This window comes from Streptomyces sp. NBC_00286, assembly GCF_036173125.1.
GTDB lineage: Bacteria > Actinomycetota > Actinomycetes > Streptomycetales > Streptomycetaceae > Streptomyces.
Genome location: NZ_CP108054.1, coordinates 869388 through 894855, shown reverse-complemented (window position 1 = coordinate 894855; position 25468 = coordinate 869388). Strand labels below are relative to the sequence as shown.

Annotated in this window: 21 protein-coding genes; 5 read left to right on the top strand and 16 right to left on the bottom strand. The window is 70.7% G+C overall.

What is annotated here, in order from left to right; translation table 11 throughout:
• Positions 1 to 9 precede the first annotated feature (9 nt).
• Complete coding sequence (locus tag OHT21_RS04250; RefSeq protein WP_328766857.1) at positions 10 to 693, bottom strand: DUF3159 domain-containing protein; 684 nt, start codon at positions 691 to 693, stop codon at positions 10 to 12.
• Between the two features lie 193 nt (positions 694 to 886).
• Here OHT21_RS04250 and OHT21_RS04245 point away from each other — a divergent pair, with 193 nt between their 5' ends.
• The gene (locus tag OHT21_RS04245; protein ID WP_328766855.1) at positions 887 to 1666 is read left to right on the top strand and encodes a MerR family transcriptional regulator; all 780 of its coding nucleotides are present in this window, start codon (positions 887 to 889) and stop codon (positions 1664 to 1666) included.
• Between the two features lie 106 nt (positions 1667 to 1772).
• On the opposite strand, the gene OHT21_RS04240 is transcribed toward OHT21_RS04245, so the two are convergent.
• Together OHT21_RS04240 and OHT21_RS04235 are read right to left on the bottom strand one after the other, a co-directional pair.
• The gene (locus OHT21_RS04240) at positions 1773 to 2165 is read right to left on the bottom strand and encodes a hypothetical protein (RefSeq protein WP_328766854.1); all 393 of its coding nucleotides are present in this window, start codon (positions 2163 to 2165) and stop codon (positions 1773 to 1775) included.
• 323 nt (positions 2166 to 2488) lie between these two features.
• On the bottom strand, positions 2489 to 3175 hold the full coding sequence (locus tag OHT21_RS04235; protein WP_328766853.1) for a TetR/AcrR family transcriptional regulator: 687 nt from the start codon (positions 3173 to 3175) through the stop codon (positions 2489 to 2491).
• Positions 3176 to 3315: 140 nt separating this feature from the next.
• Between OHT21_RS04235 and OHT21_RS04230 the strand changes: the two genes are divergently transcribed.
• From OHT21_RS04230 to OHT21_RS04220, 3 genes are all read left to right on the top strand, one after another.
• Positions 3316 to 4212: an NADP-dependent oxidoreductase gene (locus OHT21_RS04230; protein WP_328766852.1), complete on the top strand. Its 897-nt coding sequence runs from the start codon at positions 3316 to 3318 to the stop codon at positions 4210 to 4212.
• A gap of 35 nt (positions 4213 to 4247) precedes the next feature.
• Positions 4248 to 4928 (top strand): SDR family NAD(P)-dependent oxidoreductase, encoded by a 681-nt coding sequence (locus tag OHT21_RS04225; protein ID WP_328766851.1) that lies wholly within the window; start codon positions 4248 to 4250, stop codon positions 4926 to 4928.
• A 122-nt stretch (positions 4929 to 5050) separates the two neighbouring features.
• A complete protein-coding gene (locus tag OHT21_RS04220) occupies positions 5051 to 5422 on the top strand; it encodes a DoxX family protein (protein WP_328766850.1) in 372 nt (123 codons plus the stop codon).
• A 365-nt stretch (positions 5423 to 5787) separates the two neighbouring features.
• On the opposite strand, the gene OHT21_RS04215 is transcribed toward OHT21_RS04220, so the two are convergent.
• Together OHT21_RS04215 and OHT21_RS04210 are read right to left on the bottom strand one after the other, a co-directional pair.
• Positions 5788 to 6465, bottom strand: coding sequence for a response regulator transcription factor (locus OHT21_RS04215; RefSeq protein WP_328766849.1), 678 nt, complete (start codon positions 6463 to 6465; stop codon positions 5788 to 5790).
• A complete protein-coding gene (locus OHT21_RS04210; RefSeq protein WP_328766848.1) occupies positions 6462 to 7670 on the bottom strand; it encodes a sensor histidine kinase in 1209 nt (402 codons plus the stop codon). The genes OHT21_RS04215 and OHT21_RS04210 overlap by 4 nt, the downstream gene beginning before the upstream one ends.
• Positions 7671 to 8274: 604 nt before the next feature.
• Between OHT21_RS04210 and OHT21_RS04205 the strand changes: the two genes are divergently transcribed.
• Positions 8275 to 10482 (top strand): MMPL family transporter, encoded by a 2208-nt coding sequence (locus tag OHT21_RS04205; protein WP_328766847.1) that lies wholly within the window; start codon positions 8275 to 8277, stop codon positions 10480 to 10482.
• A gap of 78 nt (positions 10483 to 10560) precedes the next feature.
• On the opposite strand, the gene OHT21_RS04200 is transcribed toward OHT21_RS04205, so the two are convergent.
• From OHT21_RS04200 to OHT21_RS04150, 11 genes are all read right to left on the bottom strand, one after another.
• Positions 10561 to 11919: an FAD-binding protein gene (locus OHT21_RS04200; protein ID WP_443050313.1), complete on the bottom strand. Its 1359-nt coding sequence runs from the start codon at positions 11917 to 11919 to the stop codon at positions 10561 to 10563.
• Positions 11920 to 12093: 174 nt separating this feature from the next.
• Positions 12094 to 12624 carry a MarR family winged helix-turn-helix transcriptional regulator gene (locus OHT21_RS04195; protein ID WP_328766846.1) on the bottom strand — a complete coding sequence of 177 codons (531 nt, stop codon included), beginning with the start codon at positions 12622 to 12624 and terminating at the stop codon, positions 12094 to 12096.
• 213 nt (positions 12625 to 12837) lie between these two features.
• A complete protein-coding gene (locus OHT21_RS04190) occupies positions 12838 to 14787 on the bottom strand; it encodes a DUF2264 domain-containing protein (RefSeq protein WP_328766845.1) in 1950 nt (649 codons plus the stop codon).
• Positions 14788 to 14830: 43 nt separating this feature from the next.
• A complete protein-coding gene (locus OHT21_RS04185; protein WP_328773951.1) occupies positions 14831 to 15811 on the bottom strand; it encodes a hydroxyacid dehydrogenase in 981 nt (326 codons plus the stop codon).
• Positions 15812 to 15894: 83 nt separating this feature from the next.
• Complete coding sequence (locus OHT21_RS04180) at positions 15895 to 16764, bottom strand: carbohydrate ABC transporter permease (protein ID WP_328766844.1); 870 nt, start codon at positions 16762 to 16764, stop codon at positions 15895 to 15897.
• Positions 16761 to 17738, bottom strand: coding sequence for a carbohydrate ABC transporter permease (locus tag OHT21_RS04175; RefSeq protein WP_328766842.1), 978 nt, complete (start codon positions 17736 to 17738; stop codon positions 16761 to 16763). The genes OHT21_RS04180 and OHT21_RS04175 overlap by 4 nt, the downstream gene beginning before the upstream one ends.
• A 9-nt stretch (positions 17739 to 17747) precedes the next feature.
• On the bottom strand, positions 17748 to 19058 hold the full coding sequence (locus OHT21_RS04170) for an ABC transporter substrate-binding protein (RefSeq protein ID WP_328766841.1): 1311 nt from the start codon (positions 19056 to 19058) through the stop codon (positions 17748 to 17750).
• 188 nt (positions 19059 to 19246) lie between these two features.
• Positions 19247 to 20362, bottom strand: coding sequence for a LacI family DNA-binding transcriptional regulator (locus OHT21_RS04165; RefSeq protein ID WP_328766840.1), 1116 nt, complete (start codon positions 20360 to 20362; stop codon positions 19247 to 19249).
• 245 nt (positions 20363 to 20607) lie between these two features.
• A complete protein-coding gene (locus OHT21_RS04160; protein WP_328766839.1) occupies positions 20608 to 22011 on the bottom strand; it encodes a UDP-glucose dehydrogenase family protein in 1404 nt (467 codons plus the stop codon).
• Between the two features lie 174 nt (positions 22012 to 22185).
• Positions 22186 to 23361, bottom strand: a complete 1176-nt coding sequence (locus tag OHT21_RS04155) for a right-handed parallel beta-helix repeat-containing protein (protein WP_328766838.1) — start codon at positions 23359 to 23361, stop codon at positions 22186 to 22188.
• Positions 23348 to 25306, bottom strand: a complete 1959-nt coding sequence (locus OHT21_RS04150; RefSeq protein WP_328766837.1) for a right-handed parallel beta-helix repeat-containing protein — start codon at positions 25304 to 25306, stop codon at positions 23348 to 23350. The genes OHT21_RS04155 and OHT21_RS04150 overlap by 14 nt, the downstream gene beginning before the upstream one ends.
• Between the last annotated feature and the right edge of the window lie 162 nt (positions 25307 to 25468).

Below are 25468 nucleotides of genomic sequence, written 5' to 3'. Positions count from 1 at the left end.
GCGGTACGGTCAAGGCCGCTGGGCAAGCCGCTTGGTCGACCGGCGGAACGCCCAGAAGACGACCAGCAGGGCCGGCGCGAGCAGGGGCGCGCCCATGCCGACCTTGGCAACGGCCAGCCAGCCCGTGGAGTCGTTCTCGTACAGCCACAGCTGCACGCCGAACCGGGTCGCGAACAGGACGGCGAGGGTGGCGGTGGCGACGTCGTGTGCCAGCACGCTGGGACGGTCGTTTCGCCACGGGTGCCGGTTGCCGTGCAGCGCGTTCCACAAGAGGCCGGTCAGCGGCCTGCGGGCCAGCAGGGATACGGCCGTGAGCACCGCGCACGCGCAGCTCGCCCAGATCCCGATCAGAAAGAACCCGCCCGCCGAGCCGACCCATGCCGCGACACCGCCCGCGGCCGCGACGCCGAAGAGACCGCCGCCCGCCGCGGTGAACGGCTCCCCCCGCGCCATCCGCCACACGGTGACGAACATCGCCACGGCGAGCGCGATGCCGATCGCGAGTGGCAGCCGGCCGAGCGCGGCGTTCGCGGCGACGAAGGCCGCGATCGGGATCGCCGAGTACGTCATCCCCTTCGTACCGCCGAGCTGGTCGAGGAGCCTCTGCTGCGCCTGGCTCTGCCGGGCGGGCTCAGCGGGTGTCGGCTGGGCGAAGGTGGGTCCGGCCGTTTCGGTGCCGTGGTGCTCGGTCATGGCGTCTCCTGGGTCGTCGCGAATCCGTGCCGTCGGTGCGCTGAGAACCAGCAGAAACTGTGCCGTCGCGGCACAGTCAAGCCCGTTGGGAAGGGACGGAGGGGCGCTTGACCATGCCGCGACGGCATGGTTTCGAATGGCATGAGCAACGGCCGCGCGCCGAACCGCCAGGAGTCGAACGGAGTGCGAAGCAATGGCATGGAGCACGCGTGAGATCGCCGAGCTCGCGGGCACCAGCCTGCGGGCCGTACGCCACTACCACGAGGTCGGCCTGCTCGATGAGCCGGAGCGCCGGGCCAACGGCTACAAGCAGTACACCGTGGCCCACCTCGTCCGGCTGCTGCGCATCAAGCGCATGGTCGACCTGGGGTTCCCCCTCGCCCAGATCGCGGAGATGGGCACGGCCGACGATCACCCGGAGGAAGCTTTGCGTACGCTCGACGCGGAATTGGCCGCCACCATCGAACGGTTGCAGCGGGCCAGGATGGAACTCGGGTTCATCCTGCGCAAGTCGGTGCCGACGGACCTGCCCCCGGAGTTCGCCTCGGCGGCGGCGCCCGAAACCCCGATATCCGAGACGGATCGCTCGTTCGTCACTGTCATGAGCACCGTGCTCGGCCCGAAGGGCACGGCGGCCTACGCCGACCTGATAGAGAACCCCGTCATCGATCCGGCCGGCGCGGCGTTCGAGGAACTGCCACCCGACGCCGACGAACAGACCCGCGCCGACGTCGCCGAACGCCTGGTCCCCTTCGTGCAGTTGCTGCAGCGACAGCACCCCGGCTTGAGCACCCTGCCCGCCGACGCCCCCAAGGGCGAGGCCTTCGCCAAGAAGACCGTCGACAAGGCCGTCCAGGACATCTACAACGACGCCCAGGTGGACGTCCTCCGCCGCCTGCGCATCCTGCTCACGGAAGCACGGCAGACCACGGAACAGCCGGACGGCACAGGACGGCCCGGGGGCACGCCTTAGGCGGCCTTAGGCGTCTTCTCATTTGGATCGCTCGTCTGCCGGTCGTGGTTTCGATCGTGCAGCGGCTGGGGCCGGATGAGCTGTGTGTGGGGGCTGCGCGGGGTGGTCAGTGGCCGGATTCGAGTCGTTCCTTCAGGGCCCTGCCGTAGGTCGCGGAGTTCTTCTCCATTTTGGCCCGGTTGGGCTCCACGGCTTCCACAGCGGCCGGGCCACTGAAGACCTCGGAATCCGTGAATCGCGTTCCACCGTCATGTGGGTCGAGGAGGAAGGAATGCTGCCCCGTGACGACGCCGGGGATGCCGCCCTCCCAGGCGAGGCATCGCGGTGCCCGAGCGGGAGAGGCGCGAAGCCGTGCCGCCGCCAACTCTCCCACCAGCCGCACCTGTTCGAGCGGCAGCTCACGCCCGAGCGAGAACGACTCGGTGCTGCCTTCCAGGGCGAGCACAACCGCCTCGGCGATGCAGCCGTTGAGTTGCTGGCTGGGAGCTGGGCAGATCACCGTCCCCGATGACGACGCTCTCGGATCCGCTGACCAGGCCACCATCGACAACAAGTACGTCGCTCGTGGCGCGTGGTGGTGCGATCACATCGCGGGGCAAATGCCACGTGCAGTTGTCGGGCTGGTCGGCGGACGACCACTGCTGGAGGCACGGCGGCGGGGAGTGGGGCATGGACCTCGGTCGGCCCGGCTGTCCCGCCGTAGGCCGAGCATGTCGACATGCCGAGCCGTTACTCCTTGACCGCCCCGGCCGGAGGGGGTGCGGCTTTTCTGGTGCGGCGGGCCCTGTTCGGGCCTCATCTGGCCGTGTGTACCGGGGTGGTTCAGGGGGCGCCTGATGTGGGGCGGGTGAGTCGGATCATGGCGCGGTAGAGGGCGCGGGGCGCGGGAGCCGGCGGCAAGGGTGGGATTTCTGTTCCCGGGGTGGCGTAGGCGCGGAGCATCTGGCCGACCAGGCGGCGCCAGGCATCGGGAGCCGCGTCGCCGGTGGCGGCGACGACGCCGGCGTTGGCCATCAGCAGGACGACCAGGTCCTGAGAGGTGAAGTCGTCGCGCAGGCATCCGGTGGCCTGGGCGCGGCCGATGAGTTCGACAAAGCCGTTGTACGCCTCGGTGCGTCGTGCTTCCAGAGCCTTGGCGGCGGGGAAGGTCATGGTCAGGACGTCGGCGAAGCCGCGGTCGGCGGCCTGCATGGCGCAGACGGCTTCGATGTAGCCGATGAAGCCGTGCCAGGGATCGGGGTCGGCGAGGGCTTCGGTGACGGCTTCGGCGTAGGCGTCCATGCGGTCGGCGAAGACCGCGGTGATCAGTTCCTCCCGGTCGGCGAAGCGGCGGGAGAGGGTGGCCTTGCCCACGCCCGCCTCGCGGGCGACGGAGGCCATGGAGACGCCCAGGCCCTCGGTGGCGTACAGGCGGCGGGCGGCGGCCAGGATGCGCTCTCGGTTGCGTTCGGCATCGATGCGCAGACTCTGCTCGGGCTGCTGGCGCGGGGGTTCGGCAGGTGCACTCATGTCTCCACTCTACCGAAGTGGAACGGGAGGTCCACTTGTGGTTATGGTGGCACCACAGAAGCGGGAAGGCCGTTTCACTTTCTTGGACAGGTGAGTGCTATGCGTGCCGTGACACTGGAGGCCGTCCCCGGGGCCCCGCGGTGACCGAACTCGAAACCCCGCGCCCGGCGGCCGGTGAGCAGCTGGTGAAGGTGGCCGCCGCCTCCTTGAACGGCTTCGACGTCGCCACCGCCGCCGGCTACCTGCAGGGGATGACGGAGCACCGTTTCCCCTTGGTGGTGGGCAAGGACTTCGCGGGGACCGTCGAGGCGCTCGGTGACGGCGTGGACGGCTTCGCGGTGGGCGACGCGGTCTCCGGCGTGGTGGCGAAGCCGTACCTGGGCACCGGTTCGCTCGCGGAGTACGTCACCGTCCCCGCCGCCCACGGAGTCGTGCCCATCCCCGAGGGACTGAGCGTGCGAGACGCCGGAGCACTGGGTCTGGCCGGGACCGCCGCGCTGGACAGCCTGAACGCCGTGGCCCTGGACAAGGGCGAGACCGTGCTCATCTCCGGTGCGACCGGCGGCGTCGGTGCGCTGGCCGTGCAGATTGCCGTGGCCCGTGGTGCCAAGGTGATCGCCACCGCCCGCCCCGGCGCGCTGGCGGAGTTCGTCGCCGGACTGACCGACGCCGAGGTGCACCTGGTCGACTACGCCGGCGACCTGGAGGCTCAGGTCAGCGCGCTCGCGCCCGGCGGGGTGGACGCGTTGGTGCACCTGGCCGGCGACGGTGTTCTGCTCGCGGGCCTGCTGCGGCCCGGCGGGAGGCTCGTCTCCACCGCCGGCTTCGACCCCGCCAGCGTCGAGGGCCAGGACGTCACCGTCCACGTCCTGATGGCCGACCCGAACGCGCAGACCCTCAGCGCGCTGGCCGAAGGCGTCGCCTCCGGCCCGCTGCGGGTGCCGGTAACCGCCGTCTACCCGCTCGAGCAGGCTCCGGAGGCGTTCGCCGCGTTCGGTTCCGGCGCCCTCGGCAAGCTCGCCATCTCCTGCTCCTGAGCACCCTTTACCCCTTCACGAAGAGAGATCTGATCATGCCCACGATCGCCATCATCGGCGCCGGCCCCGGCATGGGCCTGGCCATCGCCCGCACATTCGGCAAGCGCGGCTTCGACGTCGCCCTCATCGCCCGTACGAAGGAGAAGCTGGACGCCCTCGTCGACCAGCTCGGCCAGGAGGGCATCACGGCCGCCGCGTTCCCCGCCGACGTCCTGGACCGGCCCTCCCTCACGGAGGCACTCGACGCGGTGAAGACCCACTTCGGCGGAATCGACGTACTGGAGTACTCCCCGGCGCCGCACTCGCCGGTGCCCGGGTTCACTGTGGCCAGCCCGAGCGAGTCCACGGTGGAGAACCTGCAGCCGCAGATCGAGTACAACTTCTACGGCGCGATCGCCGCAGCCGGCGCCGTGCTGCCCGCCATGCGGGAGGCCGGAGCCGGGACTCTGCTGTTCACCACCGGCGGAGGCTCCGTCGACCCCAACCCGATGTTCGGCAACGTCAACGCCGCGTCCGCGGCGCTGCGCAACTGGGTGCTCAACCTGCACAAGGAACTCGCGGACAGCGGTGTCCACGCCGCGCATGTGGCGATCAGCGTCTGGATCGGCGACGGCGGCCCCGAGGGCATTCCCTCCGCCACTCCCGAGCAGATCGCCCCCCTGTACTGGGAGCTCTACGAAGGCCGAAACCAGCCCGAGGCCATCTTCACCGCCTGACATCCGCTTCAACGGCTGACGTCCGTCGGAACACGGTTCGCCGCCCACGGGCGGCGAACACTCCCGCTTGCCTCTTTTCCCTCTTCTCCCCTCCCCGCCCCACCCGAAGGATCTCCGCCCCCATGAACGTCTTCCTCTGGATACTCCAGGCCGTCCTCGCCGCCATGTTCGCCATGGCCGGTGTCATGAAGTCCACCCAGCCCAAGGACAAGCTCGTCGAGAAGCTGCCCTGGGTCGCCGACTTCTCGCCCGCCACCGTCCGCTTCATCGGCATCGTCGAGTTCGCCGCCGCCCTCGGGCTGATCCTGCCCGCGGCCACCGACATCGCTCCCGTCCTCACCCCGCTGGCCGCGACCGGCCTGGTCATCACGATGATCCTCGCCGCGATCACCCACGCCCGCCGCAAGGAACCCTCGGCGATCGTCTTCAACGCCGTCCTGCTGGCCCTGGCCGCCGTGGTCGCCTGGGGCCGTTTCGGCCCCTACTCCTTCTGATTTGACCCGAGCGGACATCGCCGCGTTCCTCGTCTCCCAGCTCACGGACACCCGCTACCAGCGCAGCATGCCCGCGATCAGTAACTGACGCCCCGGACCGGCGTGGCCGCACCGATCCGGCGGCCGACAGCATCCGCTGCGTACGGCCCTGCGAACCCGACAGCGGTAACGCGAGCAGAGCTACGGCCACATGGCGACCGTCCCGGTGCCGCACTGTGACCTCGCCGCTCCACGACGTCTGCCCGGGCCGCTCCCATCGCCTCATCTCCGCATCGCGGTCTGCGCGGTGCCCACGGCCGGGTGAACAACCAGTGCTTCGAGCGCCTGTTGAGCGCTTACGACCAGCCACAGAGCAGGCCCGTAGCTCAGTGCCCGACGTCGTGGTCGCCCGCTTCGATGAGGCCGCTTTCGTAGGCGCAGATCACGATCTGGATGCGGTCGCGCAGCCCGAGCTTGGTGAGGATGCTCGACACATGTGATTTGACGGTGGCGGGGCCGATGACGAGCTGGTCGGCGATTTCCGCGTTGCTCGCGCCTCGGGCGACGGCGGTCATGATCTCGCGTTCGCGGACGGTGAGCCGTTCCAGGCGGGCCGCGACGGTGGTGTTGACCGTACGGCGCTGTGTGAACCGGTCGATGAAGCGCCGGGTGATCGAGGGGGCCAGCAGCGTCCCGCCCTCGGCCACGGTGCGTACGGCGGTGGCCAGTTGCTCCGGGGGAATGTCCTTCAGTACGAAGGCACTGGCGCCGGAGCGCAGCGCCTCGTAGACGTACTCGTCCGGGTCGAACGTGGTCAGGATCAGTACCCGGGGACCCCAGTCGGCTTCCTGAAGGATCCGGGAGGTCGCCTCGAGGCCGTCCATCTCGGGCATGCGGATGTCCATGAGGATCACGTCCGGTCGGTGCCGCCGTGTTGCCTCGACGGCCTCGAGGCCGGTGCCCGCCTCGGCCACGACCTCGATGTCGTGGTGGACGCGGAGAATCATGGCGAAGCCGCGCCGTACCAGCGCCTGGTCGTCGGCCACGACGACGCGGATGCTCACGCGGGCTCCCCCTTGACGGGCAGACGGGCGGTGAGCCGGAATCCGCCGCCGGGACGCGGCTGGGCGTCGAGGCTTCCGCCGAGCAGGTGGGCTCTTTCCCGCATGCCGACGATGCCGTGGCCGGGCGGGCCCTTGTGTGCGGCCGGTACAGCCTGGACGGCGGCGCCGTGACCGTCGTCGAGCACCTCGATGGTGAGGCCGTCGCCTTCGTCGCGCAGATGCACATGGGCGTGCGTGCGCGGTCCGCTGTGTTTGAGCACGTTGGTCAGGGCCTCCTGGACGATGCGGTACGCCGAGAGGTCGACGCGGGCCGGAAGAGGGTCCCGGATGCCGTTGGTGACCGAGACGTCGAGGCCCGCGTCGCGGACCTCGGCCACGAGCCGGGGCAGATCGGCCAGACCCGGCTGGGGCCCCAGACCGTCGCGCTCGGAGTCCGGCCGCAACACTCCCAGCAGGTGCCGCAGTTCGTCCAGCGCCTGGCGTCCCGCCTCCTCCACCGCCGCCATCGCCTCCAGGGCGCCCTGCGGATCCTCGGCGGCCACCATCCGGGCCGCGCCGGCCTGCACCGTCATCATGCTCACCCGGTGGGCGACCACATCGTGCAGTTCCCGGGCGATGTGGGTGCGCTCCTCGGTCACGACCCGCCGTGCCTCGGCGGCCTGTTCCCTCAGGAGCCAGGCGGCGCGCAAGGCGCGAAGACGTAGGCGCCGGCCGAGGTACCAAGCGCCGGACATGACGAAGGCGCCGAAGCCGATGTTCCCCCAGGGGACGGAAAGGAGGAGGCCGTCGATCGTGACCGCGGCGATGGCCGCGACGACGCCAAGAGGGCCCCATCGGTTGTCGTCGGCGTGCCGCCCGACGCTGTACAGCGCGACGATCACCATCCCGCCCAGGGTGGAGTGGCTGCTTCCCAGCGTCCCGGCCCACGCGACGAGCGCCACGAACAGCACCGCGACCGGACTCCTCCGACGCCGGTAGAGCGCCGCGCCGGCCACCAGGATGAGCATGAGGGCCGGATGGAGGATGTCCGAGACCGGGCGGACGACCATCGTGTCCCCCGGGCCTTCCTCAAGGAGCATCGTCGGCAGGAACAGCGCCACCGCGAGGACGGCGTCCGCGCCGCGCGGCCAGCGCGTGAACGGGCCGCGGAACCTGCGCGGCATGCTGCGGCCCGGCGTCTCGGCATGCGGCGCCCTGCGATTCATCGTCGCTCCAACAAGAGGCGTCCGGTGCCCTGGTGGGACGGTGCAGGTCATCGGGACGCACCGGGCACGTCATCGTAAATCCGGCTCGTAGGCACCGTCACCCGCCTGGGGACGGATACGGTCTCCGCCGCCGGCAGGAGGCGCCGTACGGGTCTCCCCGCCGCGCGCCGGAGGACGGAACCCGCCGTGCGGTGGGAGACGGCACCGCTGCCGTCTCCCACGATGGGACTGCTCACTCCTGCTGCCGCCGAACGCCGATCAGTTGAGGCCGGTCGGCAGCCGACCACGGGAGCCCAGCCGGTCGGCAGTTGTGGCCGGTCGGTAGCCAACTACGGGAGCCCAGCTGGCAGTTGTCGCCAGCCGGGAATCCCAACCACCGGAGCCCGCCCGGCAGTTGAGGCCGGTCGGCCGCCCAACCACGGGAGTCGGCCCGGCAGCTCTCGCCGGTCTGCCCCCAACCACCGCAGCCCGCCCGACAGTTGTCGCCGGTCGGCAACCCACCCACGGGAGCCCAGCCAACAGTTGTGGCCGGCTGGCAACCCACCCACCCGAGCTCAGCCGACACGTGCCCTCAGCCGGCACCCGTCCCTCAGGAGCCACCACCATGAACCACGTCACGCGCCGCATCGGCGACGCGAGCGCCCGCCGGCCATGGGTGACCATCGCCTCCTGGCTGGCCGCTCTGGTCCTCGTGCTGCCACTGGCCGGCCTGGCCGGTGGCTCGTTCGTCGACGACCTCGTCGCTCCCGGCAGCCAGAGCGAGGAGGCGATGGAACTGCTCGAAGAGCGGTTCCCCGAAGCCTCCGGCGGCAACGCCATGGCGGTGTTCGCCGCGCCGGAAGGGGAGCGGATCGACCGCCACCGGCCCGCCATCGAGGCGGCGGTCGCCCGGATCGCCGAGGTCGAGCACGTCGCCACGGTCGCCGATCCCTTCACCGCCGGTACGGTCTCGCCCGACGGACGGATCGGCTACGCCCAAGTCACCTTCGACGTACCGACGATGGAGGTGAGTCCCGAGCAGATCGATGCCCTGAGCGGCGTGATCGAACCCGTACGCGGCGACGGTGTCGTCGCCGAACTCGGCGGCGACACCGTCTTCATCAACGCCGAGACGCCGACCTCGGGCGCGGAAGCGGCGGGTCTGCTGGCCGCTCTGGTCATCCTGGTGGTCGCGTTCGGCACGATCGTGGCCGCGCTGGTGCCGATCGCGCTCGCCCTCGTCGCCGTCGCCGCCGGACTGGGCGGCATCACGCTGCTGGCCCATGCGCTGGACGTCTCCACCGCCGCCCCCACGATCGGCGCGATGATCGGCCTGGGCGTCGGCATCGACTACGCCCTGTTCATCATGGCCCGCTACCGCGAGAACCGCGCTGCCGGCCAGGACAACTCCACCGCTCTGTCGAACGCCATGGCATCGTCGGGCGCGGCCGTCCTGTTCGCCGGCGGCACCGTCCTCGTGGCGATGACCGCACTCGCACTGACCGGCCTGGGCTTTCTGACCTCGATCGGTCTGAGTACGTCGCTGGTCGTACTGTTCGCCGTGGCGACCGCGATGACGCTGCTGCCCGCACTGCTGGCCCTGCTGGGGGATCGCATCCACAAGGGGCGGCGCCGAAGCTTCCGTACGCGCCGGGCGAAGAACCCCGACAAGCCCGATAACCCCGAGAATCTCAAGAACGTCAAGAACCCCGAGAACACGGCATGGTGGCGATTCGCCCACCGCGTCTCCGGCCGGCCGTGGCCGTACCTGCTCGCCGCGTCCGCGGCGCTGGTGGCGCTGGCGCTCCCGGCGCTGAGCATGGAGACGGGCTTCCCCGACGCCGGCGACGACGCGACCACCACCACCCACCGCCGCGCCTACGACCTGCTGGCGGAGGGCTTCGGCCCCGGCTTCAACGCCCCGCTGCTGATCGTCGCCGACCTGCGCAGCCCCGGCGTGGACGCCGAGGGCATCCCCGAACTGTCCCGCCGCCTCGCCGACGACCCCGGCATCGCGTCGGTCGGCGAGCCCCAGATCTCCGCGGCGGGGGACACCGTCGTCCTGCCCACGCTCCCCGCCACCGCCCCCGCGGACGCCGCGACCTCCGACACCCTCGAACGCATCCGCGACGTCGTCCCCGACAACGTCGCCGTATCGGGCCTGACCGCCATGACCGACGACCTCACCCGCCAACTCGCCGACACACTCCCGGTGTTCATCGCCGCGATCATCGTGGTGTCGTTCCTGCTGCTGATGCTGGTGTTCCGCTCCATCGTGGTACCGCTGAAGGCCGCCGTGATGAACCTGCTGTCCATCGGCGGCGCGTACGGCGTCGTCGTGGCCGTCTTCCAATGGGGCTGGCTCGGGGGGCTGTTCAACCTCGAGGAAACCCTGCCGATCGCCTCACCCATGCCGACGATCTTCTTCGCCGTTCTCTTCGGCCTGTCCATGGACTACGAGGTGTTCCTGCTCTCGCGCGTCCGCGAGGAGTACGACGCCACGGGTGACCCCAAGGAGTCGGTGGCCCGCGGCATGGCGGTCACGGGCCGCGTCATCACCTCCGCCGCGTTGATCATGACGGTGGTCTTCCTCAGTTTCGTCGTGAACCCCTCACCGCTCGTCAAGATGATGGGCCTGGGTCTGGCGACGGCCATCGTGCTCGACGCCACGATCGTCCGGATGGTGCTCGTACCCGCGGCCATGGCATTGCTGGGCCGCGCCGCCTGGTGGCTGCCCGGTCCCCTCGACCGCCGACTGCCCCGCATCGGCACGGAGGTCGCCGCACCTGTCCCATCCCCGCCGGAACCCGTGCTCGCTCCCGACCGTCAGTGACAGGAGCCCCCCGGGGCCATCCTGCGCGGGGTGGCTCCAAGCCCGGCCCGGGGCGGTCACGCCACCACTCCAAGCAGCTCACGGTCGCCGAGCGCGGCGGATCCGTACGTCGTGGCGTTCGGCGATAGCCGTGATCTCCCGTACGGCGGCGGCCGGTTGGGTCCTGGGGACGGCGATGTCCTCGATCAGCACGCGGCCCAACCGCTCCAGGGAAGGCAGAGCGAGCCTGCGATCTGTGAGCAGTCGTTCCGCCTCCACCGGGTCGGAGGTCGTCTCGACCGACGCCGCGCGGTCCCGTAGCAGCCGTACCGCCAGCTCCGCCTCCGCCTCGGCCGCCGCGGACCGCCCGTCGCACTGCAGGAGCAGCAACGCACCACCGCGCGAACGCAGGTCCGTGCCCTGCGCCTCGTCCACGGCTTCCAGCACCGGGCCGTCCAGCAGCTCGGCCATCGAGGGCTCAAGCCGGGCGGCGGTGAGCGCCGCCACGGCCTCGGCGCCCTCGGCGAAGCTGTCGAAGTACGCGGCGACGGTGGCCGTCGCCTCCGGGACCGGGCGCAGCCGCACCGTCGCTGCGGTGATCACGGCGAGGGTGCCCTCGGAGCCGGTGAGCAGGGCCGTGAGGTCGTAACCGGTGACCCCTTTGACGGTGTGCCTGCCCGTACGGACCGGCGTGCCGTCGGCGAGCACCGCGTCGAGGCCCCGAACGGCGTCCCGGGTCACCCCGTACTTGGCGCAGCGCAGTCCGCCCGCGTTGGTCGCGATGTTCCCGCCCACGGTGGAGATCGCCGCGCTGGCCGGATCGGGTGCGTACCGCAGTCCGAACTCGCCTGCCACGCGGTCCAGTTCGGCGGTGGTGACGCCCGGTTCGACAACGGCGATCTGGTCGTGCGGGTCGAGGTCGAGGATGCGGTTCATCCGCGACAGGTCGAGCACGAGGGTGCCCACTCCGGCGGTCGCCCCACCGGAGAGCCCGGTCCCGGCCCCGCCTGGTACCACCGGCACCCGCAGTGCGTGCGCATGCCGCAGAGTCGTCCGTACGTGGTCGGCGTTGGCCGCGTGTACGACGGCGAGGGGCACGCCGTCAGGGTGGCTGCCGGAGCGACCGTTGTTCTGCTGGATGGCCTTGGCGTAGTCGTCCGGGTTCTTCCGCGACCAGGCCAGTGCCTTGTCCAGACGGCGCAGGTAGTCCGCGACGGCGGCCTTCTTGTCCTTGTCGGCGAGTGCCTTCTCGGAGGCGCCGATGAACCCGTAACCGCTCACGCGCCCGTCGGCACCGTTGACGAGGAGCCGGCCGCCCTGCAGCTCGGCGACCGCCTTGTAGCCCCCGAACGTGGCCCAGGCCTCGATCTTCCCGGAGGTGAACGCGGCCTGGGCGTCGGTCGGCAGCAGGTACTGCACCTTGACGTCGTCGTAGCTCAGCCCCGCCTGCTCCAGCACATGCGCGAGCAGATACTCGGCGATGGACCCCTTGGCCGAGGAGACAGTAACTGACTCGTCAGATATTTCTCTACCTGGATGACGCCCGCCACACCTCGGCCCCGCTGTCAGGGCAGCAGTGCATCAGTGAAGCCGCATGGCCGCAGCCCGCACGGCCGCAGCCCGAGGGGCCGCTCACGGCAGGCGGGGCAACTCGTCCCGTGCGGAGTGGCTCAGGATCCGCAGGTTCTCGGCGAACCGCTCCCGGTCCTGGGGCGGCAGCGGCGCCAGGAAGTAGCGCCGGATGTTCTCCACGTGCACCTGGGACGCCCGTACGGTGGTCTCTTCCCCCAGCGGGGTCAGCCGTACCAGCCGCCCGCGCCTGTCACCGGGATCCTCGGCGCGCTCCACCAGCCCGGCCGCCTCCATCCGGTCCACCAGACGCGTCGCCCCGCCTGTGGTCAGCACCTGCTCCTGGGCTATGGCCCGCATCGACAGCCCGGGATCGCCCGCCCGCCCGAGGATGAGCAGCACCTCGAACATCAGATGACTGATGCCGCACTCCACCTCCAGCGACCGTCCGAGGATGTACTCCAGCCGGTTCGCCGCCCCCTGCAACCGCCCGAACGCCAGCACCAGCGCATTGTCCGCGGCCTCCTTCGGCGACGAGATCTCCGTTGGCTCTTCCACGTTCCCCCCACCCGACTGGTCTTCCACACCGCGCATCCACTGATCATGCCTCGTGCGGCCTCGGGCGCTCACCTTGCCGGAACGCGCAGAGAATTTGGATCTTGTCGTCGGATTGCCGCGGACGTCACGTCCCGCGTGGCGGGCCAGATCCAGCAGTAGCAGGGCGCGCACCTTGGCCCGCACCTGCCGGGTGATTCCGCCGGACCCTGCCTCGTACCGAGCCGCCGCCGGGGCCTGCGCGGCATGGCGTCACGTCGGAACCTCGGTGACCGTAGGGAGTGTGAGCTCGCCGTCGCCGAAGTCCACGACCGTGCGAGTCCCGTCGGCCCAACGCACCGTGACGGTCAGGCCGTTCACCTCAGCGGTGGCCTGACCGGCGAGTGGGACCGCGGCGCCTTCGCCCGTGAGGGAGGCCAGCGCGACGAACACCGTCGAGGCCGAGTCCTCGCCGACCGTTCCGGTGAGTTCGGGCACCAGGGCCCAGGGGCCGTACGCCGTGCCCTGGGGGGCGCGGACCGTGCGCTGCGTCTGCCAGCCGTGCAGGCCGAGCAGTTGACTGGTCACCTCCGGACCGGCGAGACGTAGCTCCGCGGTCTGTTGGGTCTCTGCTTCGGCGGCGGCCTCCGGGGACAGGGCGACGGCCCAGCCGCTGTGGTGGATCGGTGTCCCGGCCGGTACGCCGACGGTGCGGTGGACGCGTAGCTCGAGGCTGCCGCGTACGAGCGTCAGGCTCTCGATCCGGATCGAGGGCAGGACAGGGCCGTCCTCGGGAAAGACCGGCCGGTGCCAGGAGGCGAGCCAATTGGGGCCTGCGGCAAGGGGGTTGATGCGGATACGGGCGCTGCGGGTGCCGCGGACTGCCAGTGCGATGTGGTTGTCGGGGGTGTTGGCGGCGCTGGTCGGGCCGGTGCGGGTGGAGTACGCCAGGCGCGCGTAGAGCGGGTTGCCGGGGGCCCGCTCCGGCTCCGCCGAGAGGAGCTTGTAGCTGCCGTGGTTGTGCAGGCGTACGAGACCGTCCCGGGCCGTGGTCTGGATGAGCAGCCCGGGGGAGGGCAGGGCGAGCGCGCGGTCGGGGCCCTCGGAGGGGGCCTTCTCCTCGGTGGCCGTCCACACCGGGTCCTCGGGCGGGAGGAGCAGTCCCAGGAAGCCTTTGGACGCCCAGTACGGGGAGCCCGGCCCCGAGTAGCGCTGGAGCGTGGCCTCGTGCGGCCCGTACCAGCCGAGGCTCAGGATGCCGTCGTCGGTGAGGGCGCCGCGGTCGAGGAAGTGGCGCAGCGCCCCGCTGAGGATGCGGCGGCTGACGCCGGGGGCCAGTGGCGTCGCGCCGGTGAGGGCGCCGAGGGCCACGGCGGCGACTGCCGCGAAGCGGTACGTCAGGGAGCGGCCGTGGTGGATGGGCGCGCCGTTCGCGTCGAAGAGCAGGGCGAAGCCCTCGAGGAACTCCCGTAGCCGCGGGCCGAGTTGGTCGAGCAGCGCCCCGTCGCCGGCGAGGTGGGCGTGGAGCAGCGGGTACATGTGCAGGGCCCAGCCGTTGTAGTGGTCGAAGGCCCGGCCGTCGCCGTCGGAGTACCAGCCCTGCCCCTGGTACCAGCCGTCCAGCAGACCGAGCCCGCGCTCGATCGCGCCGCGCGTCTCGGCGTCGCCCCGCCCGGCGGACTCCAGGAAGCCCGCGACGGTCAGCGGAAACAGATACCAGTTGTTGGGAGCGGGCGTGTGCCGCAGCGCTCCGCGCAGCCACTCCTCCACGCGGTCCTGGTCGTTGGCGGGCAGCGTGTCCCAGGTCCACGGCGCGGTGAGCCTCAGGGCCAGCGCCACGGAGGCGGACTCCACCATGGGCTGGCCCTGGATGTTGTGGTGGCCGATCACCGGCCAGGACTCCAAGTCGCCGCGGCCGGGGGTGCGGGTGCCGCGCGCGAGCCCGGCCGTGTAGCGCTCCAGGAAGCCGTGCGGATCCTTGCCGGACGCTCCGGCGGTACGGAACGCCGCCAGCAGGAACGTACGGGCGAAACCTTCCAGCCCGTCCGAGCGCACCCCCGACTTCGAGGGCGGGCCCGGCAGGTCGATCAGGGCCTGGCCGGGGGTGGCGTAGCGGAGGACGGCCGCGAGCAGCCGGTCGGCGGTGGCCTCCCAGTGGGCGCGGGTGTAGCCGGTGTAGGGGCTCAGGGTGCGGTCTTCGGCGGGCAGCGGATGTTCTGACACTCCAGCCACGTCTCCTGTTCGTTTCCGGCTCCGGCAGGCGCGCTCAGGCGAGCCGGGCCAGATGTTCGGGCCGTACGGGGTGGGCGAACGGGCGGCCGAGGGCGTACGACTCGACCTCGGCCAGCGCCAGATCGGCGAGGCGGCGCAGTTCGCCGCCCTTCGAACCGGCGATGTGCGGGGTGACCAGGACGTTGGGGCAGTCGAACAGCGGTGAGTCGGCGGGCAGCACCTCCGGCTCGGTGACGTCCAGGATCGCGTTCAGTCGCCCGGACACCACCTCGCGGGTGAGCGCGGTCTGGTCGACGACGGCGCCGCGGGCGGTGTTGATCAACGTGCCGCCCGTGCGCAGCCGCGCCAGCAGATCGCGGCCGACCATGCCGCGGGTCTCGGGCAGCAGCGGCGTATGCACACTGACGACGTCACTCTGCTCGAACAGCTCCGGAAGCGCGACCGGCTGCGCCCCGAGCGCACGCGCCTCGGTGGGCGTGACGTAGGGGTCGTGGAGCAGCACCGTCAGGTCGTGCGGGCGGAGCAGGTCGATGACGCGGCGTCCGATGATCGAGGCGCTCAGGATGCCCACGGTTTTGCGGTAGTTGCCCGCGTCGGGATGGCGTTCGTTCCAGTCGATGCGGCGGCGTTCGGTGCGGTAGACGCGAGCGGTGTCCAGGACCCGCTTGTTGGCGAGCAGGATCATGGCGAGGGTGTACTCGGCGACCGGCACGGCGTTGGCCGCGGCGGCCGATGACACCGCGAGGCCGCGGTCCCAGCAGGCGGGGGTGATGTGGTGGCGTACGGTCCCTGCGGTGTGCACGACCGCGCGCAGCCGGGGCGCGGCGTCCAGGGCCGCCGCGTCCAGGGGCGGGCAGCCCCAGCCCGTGATGAGCAACTCCGCGTCGGCGAGCGCGCGGTGCGCGGTGGGCGTGGTGAGGTCGTCCAGGACGAGGTGCGGGTCGATGTCGGTGAGGGCGGCGAGGCGGGTTCGTACATCGGTGTCGAGGACCTGTTCCGCGGTCTTCTTCGCCATGGCCAGTACGGCGCGCGGTCGGGGCCGGGGGGCCGGGTCGGTGACTTGGGTTTCCGTACGGTGCAACTGGCGCTCCCTGCTGGTCACTTGACGCTTCCCGCGGTCAGTCCGGACTTCCAGTAACGCTGCAGCGCGACGAACGTGACGATCAGCGGGACGACGGCGAGCAGCGAGCCGATGACGACGAGCGGGTAGTACTCGGGGGAGACGGTGGCGGAGCTGTTCCAGGTGTAGAGCCCGAGGCTGAGCGGATACAGGTGCTGGTCGGAGAGCATCACCATGGGCAGGAAGAAGTTGTTCCAGATCGCGGTCAGCTGGAAGAGGAACACGGTGACGAATCCGGGGCCGAGCATGCGCAGGCTGACGCGTAGGTACGTCTGCAGTTCGCCCGCGCCGTCCACGCGGGAGGCCTCCAGCACCTCGTTGGGTACGTAGCCGCTGCTGAGGATGCGCGCGAGGTAGACGCCGAAAGGGTTGAACAGGACCGGGATGAACACCGCCCAGAAGGTGTTGACCAGGCCGATGCCGGAGGCCACCAGGTAGAGGGGGAGGGCCAGTACGGTCTGCGGGACCATGACGCCGGTCAGGACGAGCCCGAACAGCTTCTCCTTGTGCCGGAACTCGTACTTGTCGAAGGCGTACCCGGCGCTGACGCTGATCAGCGAGCCGACGAGGGCGCCCACGACCGCGTACAGCAGGCTGTTGAGGTACCACTCGCCGTAGAGGCCGCCGTCCATGGCGAACAGGTCGGAGAGGTTCTGGCCGATGGAGAAGTCGCTGAGCGAGAAGATGTCCGAGCCGAACAGTGCGTCGGCGTTCTTGGTCGAGGCGAAGAGCAGCCACAGGGCGGGCAGCAGAGTGTAGAGGGCGGCGATCAGGACGACGACGTTGGCGACGCTGCGGCTCGTGAGTCTGCTCGTGGCGATCCTGCCAGGGGTGGTGGTCGTGGTCATCGAGCGCTCCGTTCCCTGCGGCCCGCCCACCGCGTCACCGCGTACGACAGGGCACAGGTGACGATGAGGAGGATGACGGAGGCCGCGGAGGCCAGTCCGTAGTTGTTGCGGCGGAAGGCCGCGTCGTAGATGTACATGTTCAGCGTGAAGCGGGAGTTGACCATCGGCGTGGCCTGGTTCATCAGCATCGGCTCGGTGAACAGCTGCAGCGCGGCGATCAGGGAGAACATGCACACCATGAGAACGGAGCTCCTGATGATGGGCACCTTGACCAGCAGCGCCGTACGCACACCGCCCGCACCGTCGATACGGGCCGCCTCCAGCACCTCGCGCGGGACCGCCTGCAGCGCCGCGTAGAAAATCACCATGTTGTAGCCGAGGCCGCTCCACAGCGCGATGTTGACGATCGACGGCAGCACGGTGTGCAGGCCCAGGAAGTCGATCGTGATGTCGGCCTCGGCGAACAGCTTGATGACCGGGCTGAGGCCGGGGGTGTAGAGGTACAGCCAGATCACGGCGGCGATGATGCCGGGCACCGCGTGCGGCAGGTAGAGCAGCATCTGCGCGGTGCGGCGCAGCCGGATCAGGCCCGAGTCGAGCAGCAGGGCCAGCGCGAGGGCGCCGATGACCACGGCCGGGACGAAGATCACGCAGTAGAGGGCGACGCTGCCGAACCCGGCGAGGAAGCTCGGGTCGCTCAACACCGCGATATAGCTGCGCAGTCCGGTGAAGACGGTCTCCCCGCCGCCGAACCCGAGGCCGTCGTGGTCCTCGGAGAAGAAGCTGAGGCCGATGGCGTAGCCGACGGGGACGAGGAACACGGCGACGAGCAGTGCCGTGAACGGGGCGAGCAGTGCGACGGTGGCGAGCGTCTGCTGCCGGCGTCCGGTGCGGCGGGTGTGCACGGGGCTCGCGGCCGGCGGTGCTGTGCCGGTCCGCTTGCCCCGCTTTCCTGGGGTTATCACTGTGCTCACGGCTGCACCTCAGTGGGTAGTGACCGACAGGCCGAGGCTCTTCAGGTCGGGCAGGGTCTTGCTCTGTGCTTCGCGGAGGGCGTCCAGGACGGTGCCGCTGCCCGCTCCGGCGCGCGCGAGCCCGTCGTCGCCGGAGCTGATCGTCGACACCATGCGCGGCCCCCACTTCCAGCGGGGGTCGATCAGCTCGGCTTCCTTCTCGAAGAGACCGAAGATGTCCTGACCCGAGAAGTAGCTGGTGTCCATCTCCTTGCGGGCGACCGGCACCAGGTCGGGCACGGACGGGTACGCGCTGCTGATCCCGCTGGAGAGCTTGGCGCGCAGCGCGTCCGCGCTGGTGACCATCCAGGAGATGAACTCCAGGGCTTCCTCGGGGTGGTTGCTGTCCTTGGTGACCATGAAGGTCGAGCCGCCCTGGGTGCCGAGAACCGGCTTCTTCAGGTCCCATTGCGGCAGGGGAGCGATGGCCCATTTGCCCTTGCCGCCCGGTGTGGAGGCCATCATCGAGCCCGCCGCCCAGGCGCCGGCCAGCCAGCCCGCCGTCTCGCCGCTCTGCAGATGCGCCCGCCACTGCTGGCTGGACGCGGGCTCGACCCGCACCAGGTCGTCGTCCAGCAGGCGCTGCCAGTACGCGGTGACCTTGCGAGTGGGGGCGTCGTCCATCGCGATACGCCACGTGTCGCCGGAGGTGTCGTACCACCGTGCGCCCGCCTGCCAGGCGTAGCTGGCCATGTAGAGCGTGCCGCCGGTGGTGAAGAGGCTGGCGATACGGGAACGGGGCTGGGACTCCTTGAGCTTGCGGGCCGAACTCTCGAACTCCGCCCAGGTCTTGGGCACGGGGATGTTGTGCTCGGTGAACAGGTCCTTGCGGTACAGGAAGACCATCGGCTCGATGTCGACCGGCACGGCGTAGGTGCGCCCGTCGAAGGTGGTGAGGTCCATCGCCTGCGGCATGATCCGCCGGCGTACGGACTCGGGCAGCAGCGTGGTGATGTCGCGGGGTACGCCGTCGATGGCGAAACCGGGCAGCTGGGGGTACTCGATGGTGGCGACATCGGGGGCGTTGCCGGCCCGTGCGGCGTTGCTGAGCTTGGCCCAGCCGCCCTGGTCGCCCGAGGGAACCTGCTCGAAGTCGACCTGGATCTTGCTGTGGGTGCGGTTGTACTCGTCCACCATCTCCTGGCTGCCGCGCAGCGGTGACCAGAAACTGAGGCGAACCGGCCCGCTCTCGGCGGTGTCGCTGCCGCCGGAGGCGGAGCAGCCCGCCAGCAGCAGGGTGAAGATCATGAGCAGTACAGCCGGGCGTCCTCGACCAGGCATGAGCCCTCCCGCGTCCTTGCTGGGGTTATGGGCATCCTGATCGCTGACAGAAAAAAGCGTCAATACATCGAACAGAAGAAACTAAAGCGGTCAAACGCTCAATGTGCGTCGGGGAGCCTCCCGGCGGGCCGCTGGGCCGCCGTCCGCGCCGCCCGGCGGGCCGCCGTCCGCGCCGCCCGCCTGCTGCTTCAACCGCGCGACCGCCGACCTGACTTGGACGCGTGCGCGGCCGCCGTGGACTCCCTGATCACCAGGCCCGGCAGCAACTCGAGATGACGGGTGGCACCGGGACGCAGACCGTCGCGCGCCGCGTCGAGTCGGCGCAGCAGCAGGTCGATCCCGCTCCGGCCGAGCTCTGCCTTGGGCGGGGCGACCGCCGTCAGCGGTACGGGCCCCATGTCGGCGACCACGTCGTTGTACGCGACCACCGAGCAGCGTCCCGGCACGTCGATCCCCGCGGCCTGCAGCCGCTGCACCAGCACCAGAGCGTCCCGGTCACTGTGGATCAGCACCGCCGTCGCACCGCTGTCACCCACGACCTCGGCCAGATCCTCCGCCCGCGGGTCCGCCACGCTCGGGTCCGGTCCCGCGGTACGTGAGCTGAGGATCGTACGGCAGCCCTCGGCCAGCCCCCGTGCGGCGGTCTGCTCGGCGAACTCGGCGCGGATCACGCGCGCGGTGGGGCTGTCGTCTCGCGCCGCCAGTACGATCCGCCGGTGCCCGAGGTCGGCCAGGTGACCGAGCGCCAGATGCACCCCGTACGCGTGGTCCGAACGCACGCAGTCCAGCGAGTAGATCGCACTGGTCCGCGCCGGACGCCGCTCCACCAGCACCGTGGGCACATCCAGCGCGGACAGCCACGAGTGGTCCGCCTCCGCCTCCGCCTGCGTGCGCCAGTGCGGCGACAGCAACAGCCCGCGCGCCCCCGCGTCCAGCGCCTGGCGCACCGCCTCCCGCTCCGCCCCGCCTTCGTCGGCGGCGAGGTGCAGGGCAAGCCGCAGTCCGGCCTTCTCCGCGGCCTCCCGCGCACCCTGCACGGCCTCGGTGAGATAGGTGTTCCGCTCGGAAACGACCATGGCGACCGCGTCGCCCCCCGCGGCACTCTCCTCGGGCACAGGCCGCAGCGACCGCGCCACCCCGTGCCCGCGGCGCACCTCTCCGCGCTGCGCCAGCTCCTCGACATCCCTGCGCACGGTGACGACCGAGACGCCGAGCTCGTCGGCGAGATCGGTGATCCGCGCGACACCCCGGTCCCGCACCACCTCCGCGATCCGGTCCTGCCGCTTCTGCGCCGACTCCCGCATGTCCCCACCGCTTCCGTCCGCGTCGGCCGCGCCGCCGGGGTGCGAGCGCGCGGCGGCTTGCGCGATCGAATTCGCGCGATGCGGACATCATAGCGATCAATCGATCAGACGGGGTGGGTGGTTCCGGGAGCGGCTTGGGCGGTCTCGGGTGTCCGTCGCATGCCGAAGGCGGCTTCATGGCGAAGCCCGGTCGGGTCCGACATCCGACCGGGCTTCGGTGTTTCTGGGGCTGGCTGTTCGGTGGGTCAAGGGCGGCCCAGGGCCCGGTACTCCCAGCCGGCCGCGCGCCACTGGGACGGGTTCAGGGCGTGGCGGCCGTCGACTATGCGGCGGTGGGACACCACGGCGGCCATGGCGTGCGGGTCGATCTCGCGGAACTGGGTCCACTCGGTGAGCAGGACCACCACGTCCGCTCCGGCGGCGGCCGTGAGGGCGTCGGAGCCGTAGGTCAGTTCCGGGAAGGTGCGGCGGGCGTTCTCCGTGGCCGCCGGGTCGACGACCGTGACGTGGGCGCCCGCTTGGTGCAGGGTCCGGGCCACGTCCAGGGCGGGGGCGTCGCGGATGTCGTCCGAGTTGGGTTTGAACGCGGCGCCCAGGGCGGTGATGCGGGCGCCGGCCAGGTCGCCGCCGACGAGTTCGCGGACCAGGTCGACGGTGCGGGCCCGGCGGCGCTTGTTGATGGCGTCCACCTCGCGCAGGAAGGCGACGGCCTGGCCGACGCCCAGTTCCTCGGCGCGGTGGCTGAAGGCGCGGATGTCCTTGGGCAGGCAGCCTCCGCCGAAGCCCAGGCCCGGCTTGAGGAAGCGTCCGCCGATCCGGTCGTCGTAGGAGAGCGCCTCGGCCAGGCCCGTCACATCGGCGCCGGTGGCCTCGCAGACCTCGGCCATGGCGTTGATGTACGAGATCTTGGTGGCGAGGAAGGAGTTGGCGGCGACCTTGACCAGTTCGGCCGTGTTGAGGTCGGTGACGACCACCGGGGTGTCACGGGCGATGACGGGGGCGAACGCGGCCCTCAGCCGCTCCTCGGCCCATGCCGACTCCGTGCCGAAGACCAGCCGGTCGGGGCGCAGGGTGTCGTCGACGGCGTAACCCTCGCGCAGGAACTCCGGATTCCAGGCCAGTTCGACGCCGGTTCCCGCAGGGGCGAGCCGCTGCACCAGTTCCGTCAGCCGGGCCGCGGTGCCCACCGGCACCGTGGACTTGCCGACCACCAGCGTGCGGCGGCGCAGGTGCCCCGCGAGTTCGGTCACCGCGCTGTCGACGTAGCGCATGTCCGCCGCGTCGGAGTCCTTCTGCTGGGGGGTGCCGACGCAGACGAAGTGGACGTCGCCGAAGTCACCGGCCTCCGCGAAGTTGGTCGTGAAGCGCAGCCGGCCGGAGTCCAGAGCCTTGGCCAGCAGTTCGGGCAGGCCCGGCTCGAAGAAGGGGACCCGGCCCGAGTTCAGCCACTCGACCTTGACCGGGTCGACGTCCACGCCCAGGACCTCGTAGCCGAGGACGGCCATGCAGATGGCGTGCGTGGCGCCGAGGTAGCCGGTGCCGATGACGGTGAGTCGGGGGACGGGGGCGCCGGAGACGTCGAGTACGGCGGCCGTGTCGGCGCCGGGTCTCAGGGCGCTGTCCGGCCCCGGGTCGGTGGCGAGGGTCATGGCGTGCTCCTTGTGAAAGGTGAGGGTGGTGCTCGCTTTGGGCATGGGTGGGCCGGCACAGGGGCCCTTCGGCCCGAGGCTGCGGTGGCTCCGCGGGCCCTGCGTGGAAGCGGTGTGCGAGTGTTCTGTCGGACCGTCAGGAACCGGCTGGACCGTCAGGAACCGGCTGGACCGTCAGGAACCGGCGCAGTCGACGTTGGCCAGGCCCTTCGCCGCCCCTTCCGCCTTGTTGTCGCAGGCGACCTTGTTGCCCTCGACGGGGGTGAGCTTGAAGCCGTAGCCGGGTCCGTTGACCTCCGCGGTGTTGCCCTTGAAGGTGTTGTCGGTGCCCCAGCCGTCGATGATCTCGTGGGTCTGGAAGCCGTCCTCGAGGGCGTTGCGGCCGGTGTTGCCCTGGATCAGCCAGCCGTTGCCCTTGACGTCGACCCAGGAGTCGTTGTGGGAGCCGCTCAGACGTGAGCCGTCGAAGGTGTTGCCGATGACCTTGCCGCCGCTGGTGCCCTCCTTGATGTCGATGGACTCGGCGGTCGTGGCGCTGATGTCGTTGCCGCTGATCACATTGCGGTCGCTCGCGTCGGGCTTGCAGTCCGAGACGGTGCACCAATTGGACTCGGCGGAGCCGATGTAGACGCCCTCGCCGAACTTCTCCTTGCGCTGGCCGGTGTCGCGGACCGTGTTGTTCAGCACCACGTTGTCGGTGCTGAAGTTCCGCAGATGGATGGCCTCGTCGCCGATCTGCTCGACGGTCAGGCCCTGGATGACCGAGCCCTGCACACGGTCGGCCATCACGCCCTTCTGGCTGTTGCGGACGGTGAAGCCGACCAGGCGCCAGTGGGCGGCGCCGTCCAGATGGAAGCCGTAGCCGCCGTCGGTGCCCCCGCCGTCGATCACCGCGCCCAGGCCGCCACAGACGAAGACCGGCTGGTCCGCGGTGCCCGGAGTGGTGGCCTCGAAGCGGCCCTCGTACGTCCCGTCCGCGAGCCCGATGCTGTCCCCGGGCCCGGCGTCGGCCAGGGCCTCCTCCAGCGAGTCGGCGTCGTTCACCGAGACGGTGGCCGCCGGGCAGCTGACCTCCTTGGCTGACCCCGCGCCGCCGCCGGGCGTCGCGCCCGGGGTGGACCCGGTGGCGGGGGTGGTGGACGGCGCGGACGGTTCGGCGGTGTCCGTCGGTGCTTCGTCCGTCGAGGGGGTCGGCTTGCGGCTGGTCGCCGTGGGGCCGACCTCACCCGTGGCCCCGGCCGTGTCCGGAGCGGCCGAGTCCCCACCGGAGGTCAGGGCGACGATGAGGGCGATCACGGAGCAGATGAACGCCCCCGTGGCCAGCCACAGCACGCGGTTACCACTGGTCATGCGTCATCACCGGAACCCGGTTGTGTGGATGCTGCTGGTTCTGTGAGTGGTTTTGGCTCTGTGGGTGGTGTGCGGCCAGACGGATCTCCGTGGGCGGGGGGACCGGCAGGGGCTGCTTGTCGGCGTAGGGGTGGGCGCGACCGCGGCGGCCTCGTCCCCGGCTGCCGTGCCGTCGCTGTCCCATCACCGCCGACAGGAGGATGAGCAGCAGGATGAAGGCCCACAGCAGGGTCATCGGGCTGGCGTAGTGCCGGAACTTGGTCCAGAAGGAACTGGTGTCGTGCCAGGCGAAGGTCTGGTTCTTCTTGATGTCCATGTCGCCGCCCGCGCGGACGGTGTCCACGGCGCTCGGCCCGACGCCGGCGATGACGTTGTACGAGATCGTCGAGCCGCCGACGCCGCCCACCATGGAGACGCCGTGGTTGGTGGCGTCCTGGACGGTGTTGCCGCGCACCTCGGCCACCGAGTCGCGGATGTAGACGCCGGTGTCGGCGTTCTCGACGATGTTGCCGGTGATCTGCGCCGCCGTCACGCCGTCGCGCACCGAGATGCCCTGCCGGATCTGTCCCTTCAGACGGTTCCCGGTGATGGCCACCTTCGAGGCGTCCTTGCGGGCGACGATGCCCATGTCACCGCCGCGGACGTTGTTGTTCTGCACGCCGACGTCCACCCCGCCGAGGATCTCGATGCCGTAGCGGCCGTTGTCCTCGGCGGTGCTGTTGGACACCGAGTTGTTGCCGTAGCTGCTGATGGACTCGCCGGAGGCGGAGGGACCGCTTGCCAGGGGCCGGCCGCTGAGGGTGAAGCCGTTGCCGCCGTTGCCCCGCGCGGTGGATCCGGTGACCTGGACCTGCTGGGTGGCGCGGGCGAGGACGAAGCCGTTGCCGCCGTTGTCCTTGGAGAGGGTCCGTTCCACGTCGGCGTTGGTGACGTAGCGATGCAGTACCAGGCCGTCCTGGAAGCTCTTCAGCACCTTGGTGTCGGTGATGCTGACCCCGGTGGCGCCGGAGACGAACAGTCCGTAAGTGTTGCCCGTGACCGTGGAGTGGTCGACCTCAGCCGACACATACGACATGTCGGGCACGGTGAACCTGCTGTCCGGCGTGGTCAGTTCGCCGGGCGGCTGGGCGAGCACACCGCCGCTGCTGGGCGTCTGCTCCGCCTCCTCCTCCGCCTTGTCCGCGGCCTCCTCCCGCTCGCGCTGATTGAGGTCGTCGCCGGTCGGGGTGTCCGGGCCATCGATGTTCCCGGTGTCGGGGCGGTCGGTCCCAGTGAGGCTGAGGCCTCCGGTGCGGCCGCTCCAGAAACCGAGGTCGCCGACAGTGGCGTACTTCATGTCGAACTGGCCGCCGATGGCGCGGATGTAGGCCCGGCCGTCCCGTACGTCGGTGTCCGGCTTGTTGGTACGGGTGTCCCAGCTGCCGATCTTCATCTGCGCCTGTGCGGTGCCCTCCAGGGTCAGTCGGCCGCCGAAGGAGACGATGGAGACAAAGCCCTTGTTGCTGCTGGCCATCCGTATCGTCAGACCGCCCGGGTTGGACAGTTTCAGCTTGGCGCCGGCGTTGAGGTAGAGGTTCTCGGTCAGCAGGTAGGAACCGTCGCGCTTGCGGACGAAGGTCTGCGGGGCGAGGGAGAGCAGGTCGGAGACGCTGTACGGCTTGGTGCGCGCGGTGAGGACCAGCGTGTAGCCGCTGCCGGTGTCCAGCCGGTACGGCTGCGACCACTTGGCGCCCTTGAGCGGGGCGACCGCGGCGACGGCGCGGACCTGGTCAAGCCGTTTGTCCTCGGCGGCGACCAGGGCCGCCTGGGCTTCGGACTCCTCGGGGGTGAACGCCTGTTCCTCGCCGTCGTCCGCGGCGCCGGCACGGGCTCCGGCCAGCACACTCTCCGCGACGACCGTCTTCGGCGCGGCATGGGCGACGGGCGCGGACCCGAGGAGCGCCACGGCGACCAGGGGCAGGAAGGCGGCGGCTGCCGCCGTGCCGCGCAGCGTTCGGAAGGCGTGAGCGGTTCGCAGGACGGCTCCCGGGGAGAGTCGAGAGCGGTGTACCGGCCCGCGGGCGGTCCGCTCGGTCTGAAGTGGTGCTCGGTGGTCTCGCTGAGGGTG